The sequence below is a fragment of the Hymenobacter rubidus genome, from assembly GCF_016734815.1.
Lineage (GTDB): Bacteria > Bacteroidota > Bacteroidia > Cytophagales > Hymenobacteraceae > Hymenobacter > Hymenobacter rubidus.
Genome location: NZ_JAERQF010000010.1, coordinates 1 through 16,128 on the forward strand (window position 1 = coordinate 1; position 16,128 = coordinate 16,128).

16 protein-coding genes are annotated in these 16,128 nt (G+C 59.8%); 8 read left to right on the forward strand and 8 right to left on the reverse strand.

The genetic code is table 11. The features are described 5' to 3' along the window. Positions 1-101 precede the first annotated feature (101 nt). The 4 genes from JKL48_RS09140 (at position 102) to JKL48_RS09155 (ending at position 3,275) form a co-directional block, all read left to right on the forward strand. Positions 102-443 carry a hypothetical protein gene (locus tag JKL48_RS09140; RefSeq protein ID WP_201981647.1) on the forward strand — a complete coding sequence of 114 codons (342 nt, stop codon included), beginning with the start codon at positions 102-104 and terminating at the stop codon, positions 441-443. 66 nt (positions 444-509) lie between these two features. Further along, positions 510-893, forward strand: coding sequence for a hypothetical protein (locus tag JKL48_RS09145; protein WP_201981649.1), 384 nt, complete (start codon positions 510-512; stop codon positions 891-893). Positions 894-1,536: 643 nt separating this feature from the next. Next, positions 1,537-2,931, forward strand: coding sequence for a dihydrolipoamide acetyltransferase family protein (locus JKL48_RS09150; protein WP_201981652.1), 1,395 nt, complete (start codon positions 1,537-1,539; stop codon positions 2,929-2,931). A gap of 77 nt (positions 2,932-3,008) precedes the next feature. Next, positions 3,009-3,275: a hypothetical protein gene (locus JKL48_RS09155; protein WP_201981653.1), complete on the forward strand. Its 267-nt coding sequence runs from the start codon at positions 3,009-3,011 to the stop codon at positions 3,273-3,275. 9 nt (positions 3,276-3,284) lie between these two features. Here the strand turns inward: JKL48_RS09155 and JKL48_RS09160 are convergent, their stop codons facing one another. From JKL48_RS09160 to JKL48_RS09170, 3 genes are all read right to left on the reverse strand, one after another. Beyond that, positions 3,285-3,743 carry an RES family NAD+ phosphorylase gene (locus tag JKL48_RS09160; RefSeq protein ID WP_201981654.1) on the reverse strand — a complete coding sequence of 153 codons (459 nt, stop codon included), beginning with the start codon at positions 3,741-3,743 and terminating at the stop codon, positions 3,285-3,287. 2 nt (positions 3,744-3,745) lie between these two features. Next, the gene (gene parS, locus JKL48_RS09165; RefSeq protein ID WP_201981656.1) at positions 3,746-4,174 is read right to left on the reverse strand and encodes a type II RES/Xre toxin-antitoxin system antitoxin; all 429 of its coding nucleotides are present in this window, start codon (positions 4,172-4,174) and stop codon (positions 3,746-3,748) included. Positions 4,175-4,450: 276 nt separating this feature from the next. Next, positions 4,451-7,084, reverse strand: a complete 2,634-nt coding sequence (locus JKL48_RS09170) for a valine--tRNA ligase (RefSeq protein WP_201981665.1) — start codon at positions 7,082-7,084, stop codon at positions 4,451-4,453. A 369-nt stretch (positions 7,085-7,453) separates the two neighbouring features. On the opposite strand from JKL48_RS09170, the gene JKL48_RS09175 reads away from it, so the two are divergent. Continuing rightward, positions 7,454-8,374 carry a carbon-nitrogen hydrolase family protein gene (locus JKL48_RS09175; RefSeq protein WP_201981666.1) on the forward strand — a complete coding sequence of 307 codons (921 nt, stop codon included), beginning with the start codon at positions 7,454-7,456 and terminating at the stop codon, positions 8,372-8,374. Between the two features lie 125 nt (positions 8,375-8,499). After that, complete coding sequence (locus JKL48_RS09180) at positions 8,500-9,708, forward strand: N-acetyl sugar amidotransferase (RefSeq protein ID WP_262895990.1); 1,209 nt, start codon at positions 8,500-8,502, stop codon at positions 9,706-9,708. 67 nt (positions 9,709-9,775) lie between these two features. Here the strand turns inward: JKL48_RS09180 and JKL48_RS09185 are convergent, their stop codons facing one another. Beyond that, entirely contained in the window at positions 9,776-10,126 is a 351-nt protein-coding gene (locus JKL48_RS09185; RefSeq protein ID WP_201981668.1) for a 4Fe-4S dicluster domain-containing protein, read from the reverse strand. A gap of 198 nt (positions 10,127-10,324) precedes the next feature. Between JKL48_RS09185 and JKL48_RS09190 the strand changes: the two genes are divergently transcribed. Further along, on the forward strand, positions 10,325-11,338 hold the full coding sequence (locus JKL48_RS09190) for an acyl-CoA reductase (RefSeq protein ID WP_201981669.1): 1,014 nt from the start codon (positions 10,325-10,327) through the stop codon (positions 11,336-11,338). Between the two features lie 109 nt (positions 11,339-11,447). Further along, complete coding sequence (locus tag JKL48_RS09195; protein ID WP_201981670.1) at positions 11,448-11,753, forward strand: hypothetical protein; 306 nt, start codon at positions 11,448-11,450, stop codon at positions 11,751-11,753. 154 nt (positions 11,754-11,907) lie between these two features. Here the strand turns inward: JKL48_RS09195 and JKL48_RS09200 are convergent, their stop codons facing one another. The 4 genes from JKL48_RS09200 to JKL48_RS09215 all read right to left on the reverse strand — a co-directional run bounded on the left by JKL48_RS09200 (position 11,908) and on the right by JKL48_RS09215 (position 16,122). After that, on the reverse strand, positions 11,908-12,777 hold the full coding sequence (locus JKL48_RS09200) for a nucleoside phosphorylase (protein WP_201981672.1): 870 nt from the start codon (positions 12,775-12,777) through the stop codon (positions 11,908-11,910). A 109-nt stretch (positions 12,778-12,886) separates the two neighbouring features. Next, the gene (trhO, locus tag JKL48_RS09205; RefSeq protein WP_201981674.1) at positions 12,887-13,834 is read right to left on the reverse strand and encodes an oxygen-dependent tRNA uridine(34) hydroxylase TrhO; all 948 of its coding nucleotides are present in this window, start codon (positions 13,832-13,834) and stop codon (positions 12,887-12,889) included. A 240-nt stretch (positions 13,835-14,074) separates the two neighbouring features. Next, positions 14,075-14,707 carry a NeuD/PglB/VioB family sugar acetyltransferase gene (locus JKL48_RS09210; RefSeq protein ID WP_201981684.1) on the reverse strand — a complete coding sequence of 211 codons (633 nt, stop codon included), beginning with the start codon at positions 14,705-14,707 and terminating at the stop codon, positions 14,075-14,077. Positions 14,708-14,811: 104 nt separating this feature from the next. After that, a complete protein-coding gene (locus tag JKL48_RS09215; RefSeq protein ID WP_201981686.1) occupies positions 14,812-16,122 on the reverse strand; it encodes a hypothetical protein in 1,311 nt (436 codons plus the stop codon). Between the last annotated feature and the right edge of the window lie 6 nt (positions 16,123-16,128).

Below are 16,128 nucleotides of genomic sequence, written 5' to 3' on the forward strand. Positions count from 1 at the left end.
GGCGGGGGCAGGCCCCGCACCCTACTTCGCGACGAGTATAACTAGCCGCTTCCTAGTTCTGCGTTATGTCTTCAAACCGCCTGTTTTTCCTAAAATGTCTGTTGGCAATCTCTGTTGCTGCAACTGGCAGCATCGCAAGTTGTGCCGATTCCTGCAACGGCAGCATCGAAACCACGGTGCTCTTTGCCAAGCCGGGGCCGAAGGGCGTGGGCCGAAATATCTACGTGGATGTGGTGAACAAGCCAGCTTTGGGCATTAAGAAAACATTGCTGTACGAGGGTAAGGAATTCGGCACGTTTCCGCATGTTGTCGTCATCAACGACCCCACCAACCGCTACGCCTCCAACCGCAGCATCTGCTTCTCGAAGTTTCGGCAAGCGGCACCGGAAACGGGTGGGGACTTGGCCGAAGAAGGCATCCCGACTATCGTCATCGAGCGATAAATTCCGTGCAACTTCCCGAAAGGGCCAGGATTCTTCTTTTTGAATCCTGGCCCTTTTCTTTGCTTGATGCTGTTCCGACTGCTGTTTTTCTTCTTACTGGCAACGACTTCCCTTCGGGCCCAGGATGCCGGTACGCCGCGTCCGGTCCGCGACTCTGCCTACGCGGTGCACAACCTGTTCCGACAGCGCCGGGGCACTGCCTTGGGTGAAGCGGGATACGGCCTTGCAGGTTTGGCGGGCTCGCTGTTCGCAACATCCCGGGGAAAAGGAACTGTGGCAGTAGTATTGACACTCAATGCACTGGCATCGACGGTGCTTGCGGTGCGGCAGCTTGGGCGCTACAGCGAGAGCCGAGAAGCGGGCGTGGTGCAAATGTATGAGCAGGGTTGGCCGTTGCCGCCAGCTATTCGCCGTCGGCTGCGCCCCAAGTATTTCCGCCCCCTGCGATAAGGTGCATCTGTCTTATTGCTTACCTTTCAAGGCTGCCCAGCAAGTTATCAGTACCTCGTTCAGTAACTTCATTCGCCAATGAAAACACACTTTTTAGTAAGCGCAGGAGCCGCCTGTTTCTTGCTCGGTGCGGGGGGTATGCAGGCATCGGCGCAGCCTCGTGTTTTATCGCCCCCGCCGACAGCATCTGACTCAGGCCCAAGACAACAGCCTACCGACGAGTGGAGTGGGCTGGGCTGGCGCTTCGAGCAACCGGTGTGCGTCGAAGCTTTAGATGATTTTTCGGGAAGTGTACGCTTTAAGCTTGTCGTCAATGCCACCGGCACGCTCGACTCGGTGCTGGCAATCAGCAGCACCGTTTCGGCCCGGCAGCAGGAGCTATGCCGACAGGCCTTGTGGGCGGTCCGCTTTGTCGCCGTTGGGGACAATCCCCGACGTGCCACGGGTTTTTACACGTTCAAATTCGTGGTTCGGTGAAGTTGTTAAGCCCAGTACTGCAGGCCATAATTCGTCGCTTGCCAGCATACTCAGATTATTAAAACGCCCCCGCTGCCCTGCGCGCCGGGGGCGTTCAGCTTTCTGGCTACCTTTGCCCCACCAAACTCCCACCCCACCCTTTATTCCCCAATACCCCTCCTAATATATGGCACGAGTGGAAATGACGATGCCCAAAATGGGCGAAAGCATCATGGAAGGCACCGTCCTAAAATGGCTCAAGCAAGTTGGTGACACCATTGAGCAGGACGAATCGGTGCTGGAAGTAGCCACCGACAAAGTTGATACCGAAGTTCCGGCCATCTATGCCGGCGTGTTACAGGAAATCCTCGTGCAGGAAGGCCAGGTCGTGGCCGTGGGTGCGCCCATCGCCGTGATGGAAACCGATGCCTCGGCTGCCAGCAGCGCACCGGCTTCCGCAACAGTTTCCGCTCCTTCCAGCAACGGCAGCACCCCGGATGCCAGAGTAGCCGAAGTACCGTATTTGCCCACGAGCGATGCCGCTCCGGCGGCACAATCGGCCCTCAACGGTGCCGAGCACCAGCCCGGCCGTTTCCTCTCGCCGCTGGTGCTGAGTATTGCGCGCGAAGAAGGGGTGAGCATGACGGCCCTGGAATACCTGCCCGGCACGGGCAAGGAAAACCGCGTGACCAAGAAGGACATTCTGGATTACGTAGCCGCTGGCAAGCCCGCCCTCGGCCCCAAAGCCGCCGCCGTAACTACTGTTCCCGAAGCGCCAGCCACACAGCCCCAGTCCGCTCCTACCGAAACCCAAGTCCCCAAGACCTCAAGTCCCCAAGTCCCCGCTACCAAGCCCGCACCCAGTGTGAGCGGCGGCCAGGAACTGATTGAGATGGACCGCATGCGCAAGATGATTGCGCAGCGCATGGTGGACTCGAAGCGGATTTCGCCGCACGTTACCAGCTTCGTGGAGGCCGATGTGACGGACATCGTGAACTGGCGCAACAAGCACAAGGACGCCTACAAGAAGCGCGAGGGCGAAAACCTGACGTTCACGCCCATCTTCATTCAGGCCGTGGCCCGCGCCATCCAGGATTTCCCGATGATAAACGTGTCCATCGACGGCGATTACATCGTCAAGAAGCGCGACATCAACATTGGCGTAGCCGTGGCCCTGCCCTCGGGCAACTTGATTGTGCCCGTTATTCACAACGCCGACCAGCTCAACCTCAACGGCCTGACCAAGAAGGTAAACGACCTGGCCAACCGCGCCCGCATCAACAAGCTCACGCCCGCCGACCTTGAAGGCGGTACTTACACGCTGAGCAACGTGGGTTCGTTCGGCAACGTGATGGGCACGCCCATCATCATGCAGCCGCAGGTGGCCATCATGGCCGTGGGCGCCATTAAGAAAAAGCCGGCCGTGATTGAGACACCGCAGGGCGACCTCATCGGCATTCGCCACTTCATGTTCCTGAGCCACAGCTACGACCACCGCGTGGTGGATGGCTCGCTTGGTGGCATGTTCGTGCGCAAAGTAGCCGATTATTTGGAGCAGTTCGACCCGAACACGGCCATCTAGCGCACCACTCACTGCATGTAAAGACCGTCATGCTGAGCGCAGCCGAAGCATCTCGCTTGGGGCAGTAATTCCTTCGATTGGTTTACTACTGCACGCGCGATGCTTCGGCTGCGCTCAGCATGACGGTCTTTCTTCTTTTGAATTATATGAAAAACATTCTGTTTCTCGGGGCGCTGGTTTTAGCGCTGGGCCTCATCGGTTACTTATACCAGCAGCTTGATGCCACGGAAAAGGCCTTGAAACTATCCGAGCAGCGCTTTACTGATTGCCAGAAGGTTACCTTCCAACTACAACACCAGCTGGCCCCTTTGCAAAAGGCCCAACCCGGTGGCATCCCGCAATAAGCACCAAAGCTATTTCTTCAGCCGCTCATCAAAATGAAAGGGCTGCGCCTCCAGCAGCCGCACCCGCAGAAACTCGGGGTGCACGGGGTTCAGCAGCAGATTACGCTCCTGCGGCACCACGACCGACGGCACTTGCAAGGCTACGCTACGGCCCGATTGCAACCACGCGTGGCCAAGGATGGCCGTGGGCTGCGGCATGGAGAGTCGCTGCCAATCGGTGGGCAGGTCGCTGGGGCCGAGGGTTTCGCGGCTGACATCGTCGGGCACTTCCAGCGTCATGAGATACATGTCGTTGGGCAAGTCCTCGACGGGCAGGTGAACCAAAGTTTCGAGCAGGGCAATGGCCCGCTGCTCGGCCGTGTAGAGCAGCGCCAAGCCGGGCAGGTTCCAGCGGCCACCGTAGAGGTAGGCCCCGTAGCCGCTCAGGTCGAAGCGCCGGGTGTAGCGGGCAAGCCGAAAAACTTCCATTTCTACCCAAAAACACCGTGCTCGATGCGCCCCAGCATGTCGCGCAGCATCCGAATGCCCACGGAGGAGTTGATGAACTCGACGGGTTTGCGGCTGCCCAATGCCGGAATAGAAGATTCCATCCAATGCCGAAACTTCGCTTCGCCGAATAAGTCGAAGCCCTCGGCGTAGAGGGTGGCCAGCTGCACCAGCCGGTCGGTGGCATCGGCTTTGAGGCGCTGGGCCGGGGTGTAGCGCTGCAGGGTACGCACCGACAAATCGACGGCCGCCGCCAGCACCGGCAGCGGCAGGTGCGAGCGCCGGGCCAGGTGGTCGAGGGCTTTGCGCTGGAGCCCGCGCTGAATCACGTCCACCAGCTGCAAGTCGCTGGCAATGGGCTCGCCCACCACCGACGGGCCGCCCAGCACATCTATAAACGCATACGGAGTCATGGCGTGGGGTTTGTAGTTATAAGTGCGGCCGCCACGCAGAGCGCAGCGAAGCACCTCGCTTGTGGTTGTAATGCTGTCGAATGCATTGCATTGCGCGCGAGATGCTTCGCTGCACTCGGCATGATGCCATCTTAGCACTCGGTGTTGCGACAACTGACGCGAATATAACGACACATGTCGCCGAATTGATTCTGACCGGCTTTGCAGCTAAAGCAAAAAGCCGCCCCCAATAGTCAGGAGCGGCCTTTTTGTTACTTAAAAACCTTCGGCTACGTGCTACAAGCCTTTCAGGGCTTGCGCCAATGCAGCAATTTTTGCCTCGGCATCGGCCAGCTTCTGGCGCTCACGTTCCAGCACGTCGGGCTTGGCATTTTGGGCGAATTTCTCGTTGCCCAGTTTCTTCTGCACCGACTCGCGGAAGCCCTGGGCGTATTCCAGCTCCTTTTCGAGGCGGGCGCGTTCGGCGGCCAGGTCAATGTGGCCTTCGAGCGGGATGAAGAACTCGCTGCCGCCCAGCACAAAGCTCACCGAGGCGGCGGGGCCGGCATCGGCTAAGCTCACCTCCGCGATGCTGCCCAGCTTGCGGATGATGCCTTCGTAGTCGGTCACGAGTTGCGGCTCGTCGGTTTTGGCTACCAACATCAGGGGCTTGTTGGGCCCGAGGTTTTTCTGGTTGCGCACGGTGCGGATGCCGGCCACAATGGCCAGCGCCTTCTCCATCTGGGCCATGGTTTCGGCGATGTGGGCGGGCACGGTGGCGCGCGGCCAGGGCGCCACGGTCACGTAGTCGCGGGGGCCGCGCTCGGCCAGCTCGTGCCACAGTTCCTCGGTGATGAAGGGCATGAAGGGATGCAGCAGCTTGAGCAGGGCCTCAAAATAGGCCAGCGTGTGGCGTAGCGTTTCGGCATCGATGGGATGCTGGTAGGCAGGCTTCACCATTTCCAGGTACTGAGCGCAGAAATCGTCCCACACCAGCTTGTAGATGGTCATCAGCGCATCCGACATGCGGAACTTCTCGAAATGGTCGTCCATTTCCACGATGGCGGCCTGCAGCTTAGCGTTGAACCACTCTACCGGCTTGGCATTCACGAAGGGCAGCGAGGCATCGGCTTCCCAGCCCTTCACGAGGCGGAAGGCGTTCCAAAGCTTGTTGGAGAAGTTGCGGCCCTGCTCCACCAACTTCACGTCGTAGAGCAGGTCGTTGCCGGCGGGGGCCGAAAACAGCATACCCGTCCGCACGCCGTCGGCGCCGTACTGGGCGATGAGGTCGAGCGGGTCGGGCGAGTTGCCGAGCTGCTTGCTCATCTTGCGGCCCTGCGCGTCGCGCACGATGCCGGTGAGGTACACGTTTTTAAAGGGCACTTCCTGGCGGTATTCCAGGCCGGCCATAATCATGCGGGCCACCCAGAAAAAGAGGATGTCCGGCCCCGTCACCAGGTCGTTGGTGGGGTAGAAATAGTTGATGTCGGCGTTGTCGGGGTCTTTGAAGCCGTCGAACACCGAAATCGGCCACAGCCACGACGAAAACCAGGTATCGAGCACGTCCTCGTCCTGGCGCAGGTCGCTGAGTTGCAAGTCCGGCTTGCCGGTTTGGGCGCGGGCTTTTTCCAACGCGTCCGCCGCCGTCAGGGCCACCACGAAGGTGCCATCGGGCAGGTAATAGGCCGGAATCTGCTGGCCCCACCAGAGCTGACGCGAAATGCACCAGTCGCGCACGTTCTCCATCCAGGCCCGGTACATGTTCTTGAACTTGGGCGGGTGCAGCTTGATGGTGTCGTTTTCCACCACTTCCAGCGCCGGCTTGGCCAGGTGCTCCATTTTCAGGAACCACTGCAAGCTGAGCTTGGGCTCAATCACCGTATCAGGATTTCGCTCCGACATCTGCGTGATGCTGGCGTATTCCTCAATCTTTACGAGGCATCCGGCTTCCTGCAAGTCCTTGGCAATCTGCTTGCGCACGGCAAAACGGTCCTGGCCCACGTAGAGCACGGCCTTTTCATTCAGGGTGCCGTCGTCAGCCAGAATATCTATTACCGGTAGATTGTGCTTCACACCCAGCTCGTAGTCGTTCAGGTCGTGAGCAGGCGTCACCTTCAGCGCGCCCGTACCAAAGTCGATGGACACGTACTCATCAAAAATCACCGGGATTTCGCGGCCCAGCAGCGGGATGCGCACTTTCTGGCCAGCCAGATGGGCAAACCGGGGGTCGTTCGGGTTCACGGCCACAGCCACGTCGGCCATAATCGTCTCGGGACGCGACGTAGCGACTGTCAGAAACTGACCCTCCTGCCCCACTACCGCATAGTTAAGGTAGTACATTTTGGCCATCACATCCTTGGGCACTACTTCCTCGTCGGATATCGCCGTGCGGCTTTTCGGGTCCCAGTTCACCATGCGCACGCCGCGGTAAATCAGGCCTTTATTATACAGGTCCACGAACACGCGGAGCACGGCCTCGGTCAGGTCGGGCTCCATGGTGAAGCGGGTGCGGTCCCAGTCGCATGAGGCGCCGAGCTGCTTGAGCTGCTCCAGAATGATGCCGCCGTATTTGTCTTTCCACTCGAAAGCGTGGGCCAGGAATTGCTCGCGGGTGAGGTCGGTTTTGGCAATGCCCTGCTCCTTGAGCAAGGCCACTACTTTGGCCTCGGTGGCGATGCTGGCGTGGTCGGTGCCGGGCACCCAGCAGGCTTCCTTGCCTTGCATGCGGGCGCGGCGCACCAGCACGTCCTGAATGGTGTTGTTGAGCATGTGCCCCATGTGGAGCACACCCGTCACGTTCGGCGGCGGGATGACGACGGTGTAAGGGACTTTTTTCAGGTTGGGTTTGGCCTTAAAAAAGCCTTGCTGCTGCCAACGCTGGTACCATTTGGCTTCAACGTCGGTGGGCGAATAGGTGGGGGCGAGGGACATGGGGTAATAAAGAAACAGAAAAGGCAAAAATAGGCAACAGGTTCCGGGACCAAGCGTGGCCCGGCTGCGATTGTCCGGTTTGAACAGCAGGTGCCACACCCGTCACAAAAGCCCGTTGTCCAGGCTCCGGGCCATTGGCTTTTTTCAACAATGCCCACAACCTGTAAAAATCAACTATTTGGCTTCACTGTAGGGTAAACGCCAGCCCTGACAACCAATCTATTGTCCTTATTCGCTTTTTAACCCTTGTTTAATGTAGGGCCTCCTCCATTTTTTATATTTGACTCGCGACTGACACCAGAAGGAAAAGTTTAATTCCTCCTTTGTACCTTACTCAGGTTTACGCAAGAAATTACCAGAAAAGTATCAATGGCCGCGCTTTTTTCTTTTCGAAAACCTGCTCCTGCCGCTAGCCCAGTTGCGCCCGCCGCCATTCCGCCGCCCGTGGGCAGCCTGCGCGTGGGCATGGCCCAGCTGCTGGTGGAGGGCGGCGAGCCCGCCCGCAACCTGGCCCGCGCCGTTGAGAAGATAGCCGAAGCCGCTGCCCAAAACTGCGACTTGGTGCTCTTGCCCGAAACCCTGGATTTCGCCTGGACCCACCCCAGCGCCTTGCAAGAGGCCCAGCCTATTCCGGGCCCCTTCAGCGACCAACTGTGCCAGGCCGCGCTGGAGCACGGCCTGTACGTGTGCGCCGGCCTCACCGAGCGCGCTGCCGACGGCCGCAACTACAACGCGGCGATTCTCATTAACCCGCAGGGAGAAATAATCGTTAAATACCATAAAATCAATTTATTATCGGTCGAACAGCCATTCTACTCCGTGGGCCAGACGCTGAACGTGGTGGACACGCCGCTGGGCAAGATTGGCGTCAACGTGTGCGCCGACAACTACCTCGACGGCCTGTCCATCGGCCATACGCTGGCGCGTATGGGGGCTGAGTTCATCATCGCCCCGGCTTCCTGGACGGTTGATTATTCCATCAACGAGGAGCACGACCCGTACCAGGAAAAATGGGTGAAGCCCTTTTCCATTCTGGCCCAGCTTTATAATGTGGTGGTCATTAGCACCACTTCGGTGGGCTACATTGTGGGCGGACCGTATGAGGGCAAAAAAAGCGTGGGCTGCTCCTTGGCGGTCGATGCCAACGGCGTCCAGGCCCAGGGGGCCTTCAACGAATTTGCGGGCCAACTGGTGGTAGCCGACCTGGCGCGGCCGCACCGCCCCGAGCGCGGCACCGACATTGGCGTGATGCTCCAGCGCAAGGGCTACCGCTTCGACGAGCTTCCGTAGTTTTCATCTTTCTATTCTATCACTTCTTCATTCACGCTGCCTCTACTCTTCCCATTCCAGATATTCCCGCATCCGTCGTTGCTGCCCACCCCTAATCATCCGCAGCACTAATTCGTCCCCCTCCTTTGCTAACACAATCACACCCTTCTTTTACCCAGATTGCAACCGAGCAGGCACCTGGGTACCAGCAGTGCACCCGTTGCCTGATGGACACGACGGCACCAGGTATCGCGTTCGAGGAGGACGGAACCTGTTCGTTTTGCGCGGTCCACGACCGCATGGAAAAGGCCTTTCCCCTGGGCGAGGCCGGCCGCCAAACCGTGCGTAAACTGGCCGACGCCATGCGCCAGGCCGGCAAAGGCCAGCGCTACGACTGCGTGCTGGGCGTGAGCGGCGGCCGCGACAGTACCTATTCCCTCTGGTATTGCGTGACGCAGCTAAAACTGCGCCCGCTGGCAGTGCATTTCAACGACGGTTTTGGCAACCCTGTGGCCGGCGAAAACATGGTGCGGGCCTGTCAACGGCTGGGGGTGGAGCTGCGCACCATCACCTCGGACTGGCGCGAGTCGAAAGACCTGAAAATTGCGTTTCTGAAAGCCTCCGTGCCCGACATGGAGGAAGGCACTGACCTCGGCATTGCAACCGCCCTCTACGGCGTGGCGGCGAAGGAAGGCATTAAGCATTTGGTCATTGGCCAGTCATTTCGCACCGAAGGCATTGCTCCCCTGAGCTGGAATTTCCTCGATGGCCGCTACCTGCGGGCCGTGCACAAGCAGTTTGGCACCGTGCCCCTGCGGCCTTGGCGGCCCACCGACCCCGGCTTCAATCTAGGGATTAAAGAGATGTTTTACTACGCTTTCATTCGGCGTATCAAAACCGTGACGCTGCTGTACCACCTCGACTACGTGCGCACCGAAGTTGATGAGCTGTTGGAAACAGAGCTGAGCTGGAAAAACCCGGGCGCACACTATTTCGACGACCTCTACCAGAGCCTGATTTATTACCTGAACCGCACCAAATTCAACATCGACCGGCGGCTGTTCAACTATTCTGCTCTGGTGCGCTCCGGCCAAATGAGCCGGGAAGTGGCCCTGGACCGGGTGTCGCGCATCAACCCCATTGAGGACGAGGCAATCATCAACCTCTGCATCAAGCGCTTGGGCCTGACCCGCGCCGAGTTTGAGAACATTGTGGCTGCTCCGCCCAAAACCTTCCACGACTACCCCAACAGCTACTGGTTTCTACGCCTGTGCCGCTGGCCCATCAAGCTCATGAGCCAGTTGAACCTGATTCCAGAATCGGCCTACGACAAGTTTTTTAATTGCGGTACCTGACGCTGCCACCAAAAAAGGCCGCTTCCTCGTGGAAGCGGCCTTTTTTTGGCGCTTATAGTACCCAATTTTAGGCGGCGATGTGCAGCCACTCTTTCTTTTCGAGCAGGCGCTCGCGGGTTTCGCGGTAGTCGGGGTCATCTACGCAGCAATCGACGGGGCACACGGCGGCGCACTGGGGCTCCTCGTGGAAACCTACGCACTCCGTGCACTTGTCCGACACGATGTAGTAGTACTCATCCGAAACCGGGGTTTGGGGTGCGGTGCCGGAAACCACGGCGCCATCGGCGGCGGTTACTTCTTTCAGGCTGGTGCCATCGGCCCAGCGCCATTGGGCGCCGCCTTCGTAAATGGCGTTGTTGGGGCATTCCGGCTCGCAGGCACCACAGTTGATGCACTCGTCGGTTATCATGATGGCCATGGGGCGGTCGGGGGGTCAGAAAGTGAAGGGAAACAAAGCGGGACACGCAGGCTTTACGTAAAACGCACGACCTGCGCCGTTCTACGGGCCTACAAAATTAACCAACAACGACCGGGTTTGCATGGTTTAGCCCAATTTTGCGGGGCAATAGTTCGGTAGCGGCCCCATGCCTTGCCGCCTGCTCCTCTCCCTTTTCCTATGAATCATTCCGAACGTTTAGCTGCTTTTGTCGCGCTGGGCCAGCGCCTCGCCACTATTCCGGCCGAGGAGCTGACCAACCTGGCCGCGCAGGCGCGCAACCAGAATGCCTGGTTTGACCGGCCGAGCGTGGCCGCCGCCGTGGCGGGCCTGGCCCACCTGCTGGCCGAAGAGCCCCTGCGCCATTGGGCGGCCCGCTACCCGGCCGAGCCCACCACCGTGCACCCGATTGGGGTGGTGATGGCGGGCAATATTCCCATGGTGGGCTTTCACGATATGTTGTGCGTGCTGCTCAGCGGGCACGTGCTGCTGGCCAAGCTCAGCAAGGACGATACCGTGCTCATGCTCTGGCTGATGGAAGAATTGACGAAACTGGAGCCCCGCTTCACCGATGCCATCAAGGTGCTGCCGCGGCTGAATGCGGCCGATGCTTTTATCGCCACCGGCTCGGATAATACGGCCCGGTATTTTGAGTTTTATTTCGGCAAGAAGCCCCACCTCATCCGGCGCAACCGCACCAGCGTGGGCGTACTTACGGGCCAGGAAACCAGCGCCGACCTGGCCCAACTGGGGCCCGACATTTTCCAATACTACGGGCTGGGCTGTCGCAACGTGAGCAAGCTGTTTGTGCCGACTGGCTACGATTTTGTGCCCCTGCTCGATGCCCTGCAGGTGCATGAGGGCGTGTTCGACCACCACAAATACAAAAACAATTACGACTACAACAAGAGCATTCTGCTGGTCAACCGCGTGCCGCACTACGACACGGGCTTCCTGCTGCTCACGCAAAATCCGGCGCTGGTGTCGCCCATTTCCATTGTGCACTACACGGAGTACAGCAGCGAAATTGACCTAGTGGACCAGCTTACCGATGTGGCGGTCCAAACGCAGTGCGTAGTATCGGCCGCCGGCCGGTTTGCGGGCAGCCTGCCGTTTGGCCAGGCGCAGTCGCCGGGCGTGGCCGAATACGCCGACCGGGTGGATACCATGGAATTCCTGGCGGAACTGCCCTAAATTTTTCAGGAAAACTACAGACAACTGGGGTTTACTTTCCGTTGTTAACACCAGTAGCAGGACTTTTTCCGCTGCTGCCACCCACGCAAACGCTTACTCCCACCCCGCCATGTCCTTTATTCCGGTTGCACCCACAGTCGAGATTGTTGAGAAAGAGACACTTCCCACCCTGCACTTTGCCCACGACGACGTGCTGGCCGACCCGGCCGACCGTCAGCGCCGCCGCGCCGATGCGGACCGCGCCGTCACGCTCGGCAACGCCTACCACGGCAAACTCGACATTTATTTCAAAACCTCCGACGGGTCCACCAAGCGCATGGCCACCACCGTCTGGGCCGCCGACGCCGACCACCTCACCCTCAAATCGGGTGCCTCATTGCCCTTACGAGCCGTGCTGGGCTTTGATTTTTATTAAGTTGACGCCGGGCAGAAATAACCGCGCAGAAAGGCGGTCCTGCTGAGCGCAGCCGAAGCATCTCTACTGCAGTAGTAAATCTAATTACTTGCGCGGGAGAGATGCTTCGGCTGCGCTCAGCAGGACCGCCTCTTGGCTAAAATCACTTACTTGATTAGAGCCGCTGCAGGGTCTTCTCAATCAACTCATCCACTACGGCAGCAGCGTTTTCGGCAAATTCCCCGGTGGCGCGGTTGGCCACGATGGCGTTCAACGACAGGACTTCGTGCCCCAACAGGCGGCCCAGCGCGTAGTAGCCGGCGGTTTCCATCTCAAAATTGCTGAGGCGGAAAGCGCCTTCCGCGCTCTGGTGCTGAAAGTTCTGGAGGCGGGCAATGTAGTCGGGCTGGCGCAGGTCGAGGCGCAGGCTACGGCCTTGAGGGCCGTAAAAGCCGGGGCAGGTGACCGTGTTGCCCATCACCATGCCAGCGCCCAGTTGTTCGCGCAGCAGGTCGGAGCCGCGCACCACATAGGGCGCGAAAGGCAGCGCCAGCGACTGCTGAAGCTGGGTGGCAATTTCGGTTTCCAGGCCGGTTTCCATCAAGGGGTAGAACTGCATCAGGCTGTCAAGGCCCACGGCGTGCTCGGTGGCCAGGTGGCTGCCAACGGGCACGTCGGCCTGCAGGCTGCCACTGGTGCCCAGCCGGATGATGCGCAGGCTGAGCCGCTCCTCGGGCGGACGCACGGTTCGGGCCATGAAGTCGATGTTGACCAGCGCATCCAACTCGTTCATCACGATGTCGATGTTGTCGGTGCCCATGCCGGTGCTCAGCACCGTGAGGCGCTTGCCCCGGTAGTAGCCCACGTGGGTCACGAATTCGCGGTGGGTGCCCTCAAATTCCACCGAATCGAAATGCCGGCTCACCTGCGCCACCCGGCCGGGGTCGCCTACGGTCAGGATGGTATCGGAAATGTGGTCGGGCAACAAGTTGAGGTGGTAAATGCTGCCGTCGGGGTTCAGGATGAGTTCGGAGGAAGGAATCATTTTTTGAATGAGGAATGAAGAATGAGCAATGAAGAATTGGGGGGTTAAGGACGAGGAATGAAGAACGGTGCCGCACGCCAATTCCTCATTGCTCATTCTTCATTCCTCATTAAGCTTTAGCGTAAGAGGCCAAGCCCTGCGCCGGATTATAATGGTTGCTGAGCTTGGGGTAGGTGCCGGTACCGTCGTAGGCGCGCTTGTCGGGGTGCGCGGCGCAGGCTTCGGAGCAGGCGCCTTGCAGGGTTTCGCCGCAGGCTTCGCACAGCGGCAGGTGGGCGTTGCAGTGCGGGTTGGCGCAGTTGATGAGGCGGCTGCTGGGCTGCTGGCAATGCTGACAGCGCGAAATAACCGTGGGGTTCACCCGGTTTACGTCCACGGCTACGCGGTTGTCGAACACGTAGCACTGGCCGTCGAAATCTTCCCCGCCGGCCTCCATGCCGTACTTGATGATGCCGCCGTGGAGCTGGTACACGTTTTCAAAGCCCTGCTCCAATAGGAAAGCGCTGGCTTTTTCGCATTTCACGCCGCCGGTGCAATAGGTCAGAATTTTCTTGTCCTTGAACTCCTTCAGGCGCTCGACGCGGTCGGGGAAGTCGCGGAAATTTTCGATATCCAGCGTCACGGCGTTTTTAAAGCGGCCGAGGTTGTACTCGTAGTCCGAGCGCACATCCACTACCACTACATCGTCGCGGTCCTTCAGGGCCTTGAATTCTTCGGGGGAGAGGTGCTGGCCGGTTTTCTCATGGGGCCGAACGTGGCGCAGGCTGCTGTGCACAATCTCGGGCTTCACGCGCACGTGCAGCTTTTGGAAGGTGTGAGCGGCCACGTTGTCAACCTTGAATTCTAACGCGGCAAAGCGCGGGTCGGCCTTCACGGCTTCCATGTAGCGGGCGCAGCTTTCCTGGGTGCCTGACACGGTGCCATTCAGGCCTTCGGCGGCTACGATGATGCGGCCGCGCAAGTCCAGCGCAAGGCACAGGCGGTGGTGCTCGTCGCGGAACTGCTCCGGGTTGTCGAGCGGCGTGTAGCAGTAATAAAGAAGTACCTGGTAGTTCATAGTTGTCAGTTGCTTGTTGTCAGTTGTTGGCTAGCTATCGAAGCTGTTTAGAAAGTCCATAACGTCATGCTGAGCTTGTCGAAGCATCTCTCCCGCTTCGTTGGATGGTGTAGATGAAGCTAGGGAGATGCTTCGACAAGCTCAGCATGACGTTCTGCTTACTTCTGGACACTTTTTAAACAGCTTCATCAGTTTGTTCATAAATCTGACAACTAGCAACAAGCAACTGACAACTAAAATTTAAACTTTAACTGCCGGGTTGCCAAATACGGTTTGGCCGTTTGGCACGTCGGCCACCACCACGGAGCCTGCCCCGATGCGGGCCTTTTCGCCAATTTTGATACCGGCCACTACCACGACACCGGCCCCCACGAAGGCCAACTCACCTACTTGCACGTCGGCCCCGAGCAGGGCGCCGCTGCCCAGCTGGGCAAAGTTGCCTACGGTGGCGCGGGCTTCCACCACGGCGTTGGCGCCCACCAGGCAACCGTCGCCGAGGGTGGCAGTGGCGGCCACCACGGCATTGGGACCCACGTAGTTGCCGTGGCCCAACGTGGCGTGGCCCGATACGCTGGCGCGCTCATGAATAGCGTTGACCGGGACAGCTTCGTACTCGGTGCGCAGCATTTGGGTCAGGCTGCGGCGGCTGGCCGTGTCCTCGGTGGCCACGAATACTTCGCACTTTTTGCCCAGCAGCTTCAGCAGCTCGCCGTCGTCGGTGTTGCCCATCACGGGCACATCAAGCAGTTCGGTGCCCTGTAGCTTTTTATCGTCGTCGAGCAGGCAGTACACCACCACGTCGTTGGAGAGAAAAGCATCGAGTGCGGCGGTGCCCACCGTTTGGGCACCAAGAATGATAACGGGGTTTTCCATGAATAGGGAAGCGGGTGTCGGAAATGGAGCAGGCCGGCAGCAACAAGTCGCCGACGCTCCCTCCGGAATTGCAAAGGTACAACGCCGGGCGCAGGGGGCTGTTTTCAGGGAGCAACAGCGCGCGGCGGCCAAGCCGTTTCGTTGCGCAGGCCCAGGCGGCGCATGGCGGCCACCGCATAGCCGTTTTGCAGCAGCAGCAGCAGCAGATACGGCAGCATTCCACTGCGGTAGCGGTGCAGCGAGCCCAGGTTGGGCGTGCTCAACCCAATCAACGCGGCCACTACGGCGCACTGAATCAGGAGGGCGAGCACCAGCCCAAACGGCAGCCGGCCCGCTTTGCCGCGCCACACGGCCAGCAGCGCCACGGCCAGCAGCAGCAGCAGCACCAGGTTTTCGAGGCCGGCGGCCACGTAGCGCAGCTCGCCGGATTCGCCCAGCCACGGGCGCGTGATGACGTTGGCAATGGCCTGGGGCACGTGCCGCACGATGCTTTCGAGCGTGGGCTGCATATCAGGGTATTCAAAATGCGGCTTGCCGGCCGAGGCTTCCAGGTCTTGCGTGTAGATGCGGCTGACCTGGTTTACAAATTTATTCAGCCGAAACGCCACGCTGACTTCGGCCGCCAGCCACGCGCCCCCGCTCAACACGGCCAACATCAGCACGGCCTGTGCCCAACGGCTACGCGCCCACCCCAGCGGCTGCAACAGCCGCACCACGCCCAGCGCCACAAGGGCCCCGATAAGCGCTACGGCAAAAAAATAGCGCATGTTGAAATGCAGGAGGGCCAGCGCCAGCATGGCCGCCCCCTGCCCTACCCGCTGCCATTTGCTGCGCACAGCCGGCCCGTAAATCAGCTGCACGGCCATGGCTAGCAGCCAGGCCCCGCTGCTCACCACCACCGATTCCTTGGTCACCCCCGACGTCCACAAGATGGCCGTGGGCCACACCACGAAGGCCAGGATGGGCGCCCAGGCGGGCGTTTGGGGCAGCGTGCGGGCCACGGCCCGGGCCAACTGCCAACACCCGGCGAAGCTGAACACCGACAAATACACCGAGTTTGGCCAGTCGGTACTCAGCGAAGCCAGGTTTAGCAAACCCAGGATTTTGGTAAAGAAAAACGTGTTCGACAGCCCATGAAATATCATGTGGTAGCCGCCGGCGTGCATCTCGTTGCCCACCAATGCCTGCCACGCCGCCGCAGGGTCGGCCCAGAGCTGGGCGGTGAGCTGCCGGCTGTATAAGCTCATGATGTGCGCATCGTACAACAAGTGCCGCGCCGCCCACAGGCCCAGCGCTAAGCGTCCGCCCAGCCCCACCGCAAACGCGGCCCGGCCCAGCGGCGCCGCTTGCTGCCACTGCCGCCGTACCCACGGCAGCACCCAGGCCAGGAATGCCGCGTTCAGTAAAATTGCCAACGCTAT

Coding starts and splice junctions, on each gene's coding strand:
- JKL48_RS09145 (WP_201981649.1), top strand. CDS start 510: ATGCTGTTCCGACTGCTGTTTTTCTTCTTACTGGCAACGACTTCCCTT.
- JKL48_RS09150 (WP_201981652.1), top strand. CDS start 1,537: ATGGCACGAGTGGAAATGACGATGCCCAAAATGGGCGAAAGCATCATG.
- JKL48_RS09160 (WP_201981654.1), bottom strand. CDS start 3,743: ATGGAAGTTTTTCGGCTTGCCCGCTACACCCGGCGCTTCGACCTGAGC.
- parS (WP_201981656.1), bottom strand. CDS start 4,174: ATGACTCCGTATGCGTTTATAGATGTGCTGGGCGGCCCGTCGGTGGTG.
- JKL48_RS09170 (WP_201981665.1), bottom strand. CDS start 7,084: ATGTCCCTCGCCCCCACCTATTCGCCCACCGACGTTGAAGCCAAATGG.
- JKL48_RS09175 (WP_201981666.1), top strand. CDS start 7,454: ATGGCCGCGCTTTTTTCTTTTCGAAAACCTGCTCCTGCCGCTAGCCCA.
- JKL48_RS09185 (WP_201981668.1), bottom strand. CDS start 10,126: ATGGCCATCATGATAACCGACGAGTGCATCAACTGTGGTGCCTGCGAG.
- JKL48_RS09190 (WP_201981669.1), top strand. CDS start 10,325: ATGAATCATTCCGAACGTTTAGCTGCTTTTGTCGCGCTGGGCCAGCGC.
- JKL48_RS09195 (WP_201981670.1), top strand. CDS start 11,448: ATGTCCTTTATTCCGGTTGCACCCACAGTCGAGATTGTTGAGAAAGAG.
- JKL48_RS09200 (WP_201981672.1), bottom strand. CDS start 12,777: ATGATTCCTTCCTCCGAACTCATCCTGAACCCCGACGGCAGCATTTAC.
- trhO (WP_201981674.1), bottom strand. CDS start 13,834: ATGAACTACCAGGTACTTCTTTATTACTGCTACACGCCGCTCGACAAC.
- JKL48_RS09210 (WP_201981684.1), bottom strand. CDS start 14,707: ATGGAAAACCCCGTTATCATTCTTGGTGCCCAAACGGTGGGCACCGCC.